This is a genomic window from Streptomyces novaecaesareae (assembly GCF_000716875.1).
Classification (GTDB): domain Bacteria; phylum Actinomycetota; class Actinomycetes; order Streptomycetales; family Streptomycetaceae; genus Kitasatospora; species Kitasatospora novaecaesareae.
On record NZ_JNWQ01000030.1, the window covers coordinates 68,294 to 75,487 of the forward strand.

Consider the following 7,194-nt stretch of genomic DNA (forward strand, 5'->3'; position numbering starts at 1 on the left):
GGCTCAGCTGCGGAAGGCCTCGTACGCGGGGGCGAGCAGGGCGGCGAGGTCGCGGCCGTGGACGGTGATGCCGGAGCGGCCGAGGCGGCGCAGCGAGGGTTCGTCGGGCTCGGGCGGCTCCCCTTCCGGTGGGGCGGGGCGCAGGGTGAAGTCGCCGCGCCAGTAGGCGGCGACGTTGACCATGGGGGCCGGCTGCTCGGTCACGTGTCCTCCTCGGCGACGGCGTCCTCCCGGGTGAGGGCGACCAGTTCGCGCAGCGCCCCGAGCGGGAGGTCAGTGAGCCAGTGCTCCCCCTCCCCCACCACCGTCTCGGCCAATGAGCGTTTGGCAGCGAGGAGTTCGTCGATCCGCTCCTCGACGGTGCCGACGCAGACCAGCCGGCGGACCTGGACGTCCCGGCGCTGGCCGATCCGGAAGGCGCGGTCGGTGGCCTGCTCCTCGACCGCCGGGTTCCACCAGCGGTCCAGGTGGATCACCTGGTTGGCGGCGGTCAGGTTGAGGCCGGTGCCGCCGGCCCGCAGCGAGAGCAGGAAGACCCGTGGGCCGTCCGGGCCCTGGAAGCGTTCGACCAGTTCCTCGCGGCGTGCCCGGGGCAGGCCGCCGTGCAGGTAGAGCACCTCCTCGCCGAGCCGGCGCTCCAGGTACGGGCGGAGCATCGTGCCGAACTCGGCGTACTGGGTGAAGACGAGCGTGCGGTCCCCCTCGGCCAGCGCCTCCTCCAGCAGCTCGGCCAGCCGGGCGACCTTGCCCGAGCGCTCCCCCAACGCCGAGCCGTCGTGCAGCAGTTGGGCCGGGTGGTTGCAGACCTGCTTGAGCTTGCCGATCGCGGCCAGCACCGTGCCGCGCCGCTCCACCCCCTTGATCCCCTCGACCCGCCGCAGCAGGTCGGCCACCACCGCCTGGTAGAGCCCGGCCTGTTCGGCGGTGAGGTTGCACCAGACGGTCATCTCCTGCTTGGCGGGCAGCTCGGCCGCCACCGCCGGATCGGACTTGAGCCGGCGCAGCACGAACGGGGCGGTGCGGCGCCGGAGTTCGGCGGTGCGCTCGGGGCTGCGGTGCAGCTCGACGGGGATGGCGTAGCGCTCCTTGAAGCGTTCGGCCGGGCCGAGCAGGCCCGGGTTGGCGAAGTCCAGGACGGCGTGCAGTTCGGAGAGCCGGTTCTCCACCGGGGTGCCGGTCAGCGCGATCCGGTGGCGGGTCACGGGCAGGGCGCGGATCGCCCGGGACTGCGCGGTGCCGGTGTTCTTGATGTGCTGGGCCTCGTCGGCGACGACCCGGCGCCAGCGGATCGCGCGCAGGGCGGCGAGGTCGCGCTGGACCAGCCCGTAGGTGGTGATGACGAGGTCCGCCTCCCGTACGGCTTCGGCGAGTTGCTCGGCGCCCAGGCGGCCGGAGCCGTGGTGGACGTACTGCCGCAGGGCGGGGGCGAAGCGCTCGGCCTCGCGCTGCCAGTTGCCGACCAGGGACATCGGGCAGACCAGGAGGGTGGGGGCGGCGGTGCCCTGCGTCTCCCCCCGATCGGCCTGCTCGGCCTGCTCGGCTTTCTCGGCGGCCAGCAGGGCGAGGGTCTGGACGGTCTTGCCGAGGCCCATGTCGTCGGCCAGCACGGCGCCGAGGCCGAGCCCGGACATCGTCCGCAGCCAGGCCAGCCCGCGCTCCTGGTACGGGCGCAGTACGGCCCGGAAGTCCGGGGGCAGCACCGGGGCGGGGGCGGCGTCGGCGCGCCCGGCGAGCAGGTCGCCGAGGGGGCCGTCCGCGCGGACGGAGGTGACGGGCAGCCCGGCGACCGTGGCCTGCGGGTCGAGGGCGAGCCGCAGCAGGTCGGCGGTGGCCAGGACGCCGTCGCGCCGGTCGGCGAGGAAGGCGAGCGCGGCGGCGATCTGCGCCGGGTCGGCCTCCAGCCAGGCGCCCCGGACCCGGACCAACCCCTGTTTGGCGGCGGCCAGTTCGGCCAGCTCCTGCTCGGTGAGCGGTGCGCCGTCCGGGCCGAGCGCAGCCTGCCAGCGGAAGGCGACCACGGCGTCCCGGTCCACCTGGCTGGTGGTCGCGAGCGAGCCGGGCGCGGGCGGGGTGGTGGCGCGCAGGGCGAGCCCGAGCCGGGGGCGGCGGCGCCACCAGGCGGGCAGCAGCACGCCGAAGCCGTCCTCGGCGAGGGCGGGCGCGGCGGTGCGCAGGAAGTCCAGCGCGCCCGCCCGGTCGAGCGGCAGGGCGGACGGGCGGGAGCGGTGGCGCAGCCCGTCCAGCGCGGGCCAGCGGTGGGCGGCCCGGGCGAGTTCGGTGACCAGGACGGCGGCCGGGTCTCCGGACGGTTCACCGGACGGGCGGGCGGCCGGTTCACCGGACGGGCGGGCGGCCGGTTCACCGGACGGATGGGCGGACGGGTCGGCGGCCCAGGCGGCGGCCTTGCGGGCGAGGGCGGCGTGCCCGGCACCGCCCTCGTGCAGGTCGGCGGCGCGGATCAGCAGGGACGGCTCGTCCACGGCCTGGAGCAGGAACTCCAGCTGCCAGGCGTCGTCGGAGGGGCGGCCCTCGGGGTCGTCGGGGTCGGGGCCGAGCGGCTCGACCAGGCGGAAGCAGAGCCGCAGCGCGGGGTCGGCGGGCTCGGCGGCGGCGTACCAGGCGGCGACCCGGCGGCGCAGCTCGGCGAAGTCCTCGGGCGGGACGCCGTCGAGGCCACCGTCGGGGGTGGCCAGCGCGTGCAGCCACTGCTCGGCGGCGGCCTCGCCGGGCCCGGGGAAGGGGGAGCTCCGGTCGGCCAGGGCGGCGCGGGCCTCGGCGTCCACCAGCGCCTCCAGCGCGGCGTCCAGCAACGCCTCCCCGGTGCCGGCGCCGTGCGGCCACTCCCCGAGCAGGACGGGCGGACAGACCGCGGCCAGGGCGGCGGCCTCCCGGCGGCCGGCGGAGGTCGGGTCGGGCCGCCAGCGGGCCTGCGGGCGGGCGTCGGCCAGGACCGGCACCGGCAGCACCCGGCCCCGGCCGACCGTCCGCCAGGCGAGGTCGTGTACCCCGGTCAGCCAGCGCAGCGAGGGGCCGTGGACGACCTCGACGCGCCCGGTGCCGGGCAGGTCGGTGCTGGTGACGGCCCACTGCGGGTCGAAGACCTCGCCGAGCAGTTGGGCGGCGGCCCCGGCGTCGAAGAGCAGCGCCGGCACCCGCCAGGGGGCGAGGACGGCGCCGCCGCGCGGCGGGGCGACCGGCAGGTCGGGCGAGGGCGCGGGGAGGGCGCCGACGGTGGGCAGCAGTAGGGTCGCCCAGCGCTCGGGAGCCTGTCCGGCGAGCCAGCCGAGGCCGGGGCCGATGCCGCCGAGCACCGCGGCCAGCTCTCCGGCCGGGCAGGCGTAGGGGTGGGCGCGCGGGGCGGGGCGGTCGGGCTGCGGCCCGGCGGCGCCGAGGTGGGCGCGGGCATCCTCGGCCCAGAGCGCCAGCCGGCCGTCCGCCCGCCAGAGCGCGTGCAGGACGAACATCGGAGGCCTTCCGGGCGGGTGGGAACCGGTCCTTCGCAGCCTAGCCGGGAGGGCTGACAGCGGCTGTCGGGCCGGTTCGCCGAGGCAATCGGGTGAATCGGGAAGAAGCGCCCAAAACTCGTAGTTGAATTTTGAATGACAGCGTCGTACGCTGGAGCCAAGAAGTTGAAGCCTAAACAAATGGCTTCGGACCCGAGGAGGAGCCATGGGCCTGTTCAGCCGCACCAAGACCACCGCCAGCACCGCCGCCGCGACCGCCGTCGCCGTCCAGCCCCAGGCCGGCCCGGACCTCGCCCACCTGACCGGCGACTGGGCGATCGACAACACGCACAGTGAGGTCGGGTTCTCGGTGCGTCACGCCATGGTGACGAACGTGAAGGGCCGCTTCACCGAGTACGAGGGCAAGCTGCACCTGGACGGCGACACCCCGAGCAACTCCTCGGCCGAGCTGGTGATCAAGGTCGCCAGCGTCGACACCAACCAGGCCCAGCGCGACGAACACCTGCGCACCGGCGACTTCTTCTCCGCCGAGACCCACCCGGAGATCCACTTCCGCAGCACCTCCACCGAGCCGCTCGGCGACGACTCGTACCGGATGGCCGGCGACCTCACCATCAAGGGCGTCACCCGCCCGGTCGTCCTGGACCTGGAGTACACCGGCAGCGCCACCGACGCGTACGGCGCCCACCGGGTCGGCTTCGAGGGCAAGACCGTCCTCGACCGCACCGAGTTCGGCCTGACCTACAACGCGGCGCTGGAGACCGGCGGCGTGCTGATCGGCGAGAAGGTCAAGCTCAGCTTCGACATCTCCGCCGTCAAGGCCGCCTGACCGGGCAGCCCACCGGGCGGGCCGTGCCCCGCCCCCCACGAGCACCGTCCCTGCCCTTCCCCCCGGGGCAGGGGCGGTTTCGCATCCCCTCGCGCGCTCCGCATCCCTGCCGGAAGGGCCTCCCGGCAGGAAGGGCCTCCCGGCCGGTCGCCTCATACTGCCGGGAGCAGCGCCGCGTCCTCCGCGGGCAGCCAACTGCCCGGCGGGCGGCGCAGCCAGCCCTCGGCCGCGCCCAGCACGCGCGCCGCATCGGCCAGCGCGCGCAGCCCCGGGTGCCGTTCGCCGGGCCGGTGCACCAGGCTGACCAGGCTCAGCGGCACCGGCTCCACCAGCGGCACGTTCACCGTGCCCGGGATCCTCGGCCCGCCGACCGTGGTCAGCATCGGATCGCCGTGCCGGGCGAGGTAGCGGGCGGTCTCGTCCACGCCCACCGGCGGGACGTACGGGTCCGCCGCCGTCAGACCGTGCTCGCGCAGCAGCCGGGCGCCGAGGTCGGCCCACTCGGTGGTGGCCGGGTTGCCCGCGCAGATGTCGACGGGGTGCCCGACCAGTTCGGCCGGGCGCAGCGCCGGGCGGCCGGCCAGCGGGTGGGTGTCCGCCATCATCACCGAGATCCGCTCCAACCGCACCGGCAGCTGGGCGAGTTGGCCGCGCACCGGGGCGGCCAGCCCGGCGAAGCGGCCGAAGGAGGCGTCCAGCCGGTGGGCCAGCAGTTCGACGGCGGCCGCGGCCAGGCCGCCGTGGAAGCGGGCCAGCAGCTCGCCCTCGGGCCAGGCCGCGCGGGCCCGTTCGAGCACCCGGTCGGCGGTGAGGTCGGGGCCGGTGACGTCGCTGTTGAGGTCGAGCAGCAGCGGCCGGGCGGCGGCGCCGGCGCCGGCCTCGGCGAGGATCTCGTCGTGCAGGGCGAGCAGTCGGCGGACCCTGGGCAGCAGCCGCTGCCCGGCCGGGGTGAGGCCGACGCTGCGGGTGGTACGGGTGAACAGCGCCTCGCCGAGCAGCCCCTCCAGGGCCCGGATGTCCCGGCTGAGCGCCTGCTGGGCGATGTGCAGCCGTTCGGCGGCCCGGCCGAAGTGCAGGGTCTCGGCGGTCGCGACGAAGCCGCGGAGCAGGCGGGGGTGCAGGTCACGGGGCATGGGCGGCAGATTAACAACGCAGATTGACAACAGTGTGTTGTGAATGTGGCGGAACAGGTGTTGGACGGCCGCCCACCGCGGCGGCGAGGCTGTCGGGCATCCCCCTTCTTCCTTCCTGCGTCCTCCTTCTTCCTGCTCAGGAGCCCGATGCCCCCGCGCGCCTTCCTCGACTCCTACCGTCGGCTGTTCACCGCCCCCGGCGCCGTCGCCTTCACCCTGGCCGGGCTGCTCGGCCGGCTCGCGATGCCGATGACGGGCGTCTCCCTGGTGGTGCTGCTCTCCGAGCGGCGCGGCTCGTACGGGCTGGCCGGGACGGTCTCGGCGGCCGGGCTGGTCACCGGGGCGATCGGGATGCCGCTGATCGGCCGGCTGGTGGACCGGTACGGGCAGGCGCGGGTGACGGTGCCGGCCGCGCTGTACAACGCCGTTCCGCTCGCCGGGCTGCTGCTCTGCGTCCGCTTCGGCGCACCGGACTGGACGCTGTACCTCTGCTCCGCGGCCTGCGCCGCAGCGCCCAACCTCGGCGGCATGGCCCGCTCCCGCTGGGCGCACCTGTACCGGGACGACCCGGCCGCCCGGCACCTTGCCAACTCCTTCGAGCAGGCACTGGACGAACTCTGCTTCATGGCCGGGCCGGTGCTCGCGATGCTGCTCTGCACCACGCTCGCCCCGGAGGCCGGGCTGATCACCGCCGGCACGCTCGGCACCACCGGCGCCCTGCTGTTCGCCGCCCAGCGGCGCACCGAACCGCCGCTGCCGCCCGCCCCGGAGCTGCCGCCGCCCGCCCCGGCGCGGGGACGGGCCGTACCCGGGCAGCGGCACGGCTCCCCGCTGCGGGTGCCCGGGCTGCGGGTGCTGGTGCTGACCTTCCTCGCGACCGGCATGGTCTTCGGCGCGACCGAGATCACCACCGTGGCGTACGCCGACGCCCTCGGGCACAAGGCGGCGGCCGGCGCGCTGCTGGCCCTGGTCGCGGCCGGATCCTGCGTGGCGGGGCTGCTGTTCGGGCTGCTGACGCCGCGTCGGGCACCGGGGGTGCGCTTCCTGGCCGGGGTCTCGGCGATGGCCGGGGTGCTGCTGCTGCCGCTCGCCGCCGGGCTGGGCGGGGCCGGGCTCGGGCTGCTCGGGGTCGCGCTGTTCGCGGCCGGCACCGCCACCGCGCCGACCATGGTGACCGGGATGACGCTGATCCAGGACCTCCTGCCGCAGCGGCAGTTCAACGAGGGCATGGCGATGGCGGTGTCCGGCATCGTGGTCGGCATCTCGACCGGCGCGGCGCTCGCCGGGACGGTCGCCGAGCACGCCGCCCCCGGCACCGGGTACGTCCTGCCGGCCTCGGCCGCCGCGCTCGCGCTGCTGATCGCGCTGGGCGGGCGGCGGCACCTGCGGACGCCGAAGCGATCCGCGCCGGAGGCGGCGGCCGAAAATCCCGAGCGCATTGTCAGTGCCTCCGTCTAACTTCGAGGCATGGCGGAAATCACCTACGTCCGAGGCGATGCCACCACGCCCCAGGGCAAGGGCGTGAAGGTGATCGCGCACGTCTGCAACGACCTCGGCGGCTGGGGCAAGGGCTTCGTGCTCGCGCTCTCCAGACGCTGGCCCGAGCCCGAGGCGGCGTGGAGACCCGGGCCTGTCGCCGGACTCCCGTCGTCCGCCCGCAGGGCGGGCCGGGCGGCGTTGGGGTGCGTGCATCGCAAGGCGGAGGAGGGAGCCACTGCGGAGCATTGGCGACCGACGACAACGCAGCGAGGTGCGTGCCCCGGCGTCG

The 7,194-nt window shown here is 75.8% G+C and carries 5 protein-coding genes and 1 pseudogene; 3 read left to right on the plus strand and 3 right to left on the minus strand.

Annotated elements, in window-relative coordinates; translation table 11 throughout:
* Positions 1-3: 3 nt before the first annotated feature.
* Both OP86_RS14055 and OP86_RS14060 read right to left on the minus strand, forming a co-directional pair.
* The gene (locus tag OP86_RS14055; protein ID WP_030061033.1) at positions 4-204 is read right to left on the minus strand and encodes a hypothetical protein; all 201 of its coding nucleotides are present in this window, start codon (positions 202-204) and stop codon (positions 4-6) included.
* Positions 201-3,464 carry a DEAD/DEAH box helicase gene (locus OP86_RS14060; RefSeq protein ID WP_030258680.1) on the minus strand — a complete coding sequence of 1,088 codons (3,264 nt, stop codon included), beginning with the start codon at positions 3,462-3,464 and terminating at the stop codon, positions 201-203. Before OP86_RS14060 ends, OP86_RS14055 begins: the two co-directional genes overlap by 4 nt.
* Positions 3,465-3,669: 205 nt before the next feature.
* Here OP86_RS14060 and OP86_RS14065 point away from each other — a divergent pair, with 205 nt between their 5' ends.
* Complete coding sequence (locus OP86_RS14065) at positions 3,670-4,293, plus strand: YceI family protein (protein ID WP_030061030.1); 624 nt, start codon at positions 3,670-3,672, stop codon at positions 4,291-4,293.
* Between the two features lie 152 nt (positions 4,294-4,445).
* Here the strand turns inward: OP86_RS14065 and OP86_RS14070 are convergent, their stop codons facing one another.
* A complete protein-coding gene (locus OP86_RS14070; protein WP_030258682.1) occupies positions 4,446-5,426 on the minus strand; it encodes a LysR family transcriptional regulator in 981 nt (326 codons plus the stop codon).
* A 147-nt stretch (positions 5,427-5,573) separates the two neighbouring features.
* On the opposite strand from OP86_RS14070, the gene OP86_RS14075 reads away from it, so the two are divergent.
* Positions 5,574-6,884: an MFS transporter gene (locus OP86_RS14075; RefSeq protein WP_063832369.1), complete on the plus strand. Its 1,311-nt coding sequence runs from the start codon at positions 5,574-5,576 to the stop codon at positions 6,882-6,884.
* A gap of 9 nt (positions 6,885-6,893) precedes the next feature.
* Positions 6,894-7,194, plus strand: a pseudogene (locus tag OP86_RS38035) (hypothetical protein); the annotation flags it as partial.